1 pseudogene is annotated in these 255 nt (G+C 35.7%); it reads right to left on the bottom strand.

Going from position 1 to position 255, the window contains the following annotated elements:
* Window positions 1–88, bottom strand: a pseudogene (locus tag EYW48_RS21840) (DUF805 domain-containing protein); the annotation flags it as partial.
* Window positions 89–255 lie beyond the last annotated feature (167 nt).

Raw genomic sequence — 255 nt, 5'->3', positions numbered from 1 at the left:
TAAATAAAAAGAACATCCAGTATTCCTTTCGTCTAGCCCTTCCACTAAAAACTGCATACTTCTTTAAAACAGCCAAATACCAATCCATTTTATTTCCTCTGTTAGTTATAAACACCGTTGTTAGAAACTTATTCGCCACCTAAGCTAATTGCAACGCTTATTGCATACGAATCGTCACCATAAATGGTTTTAACCATTGATTCTACTTCATTTCCTAGCTTGCTTACTATCACGTCATTTAACGAGTTGGCACGA

The sequence above is a fragment of the Vibrio sp. 1180_3 genome (genome assembly GCF_029478545.1).
Lineage (GTDB): Bacteria > Pseudomonadota > Gammaproteobacteria > Enterobacterales > Vibrionaceae > Vibrio > Vibrio aestuarianus.
The sequence above is the reverse complement of the archived record's forward strand: the minus strand, read 5'-3'. Positions and strand labels throughout refer to the sequence as shown.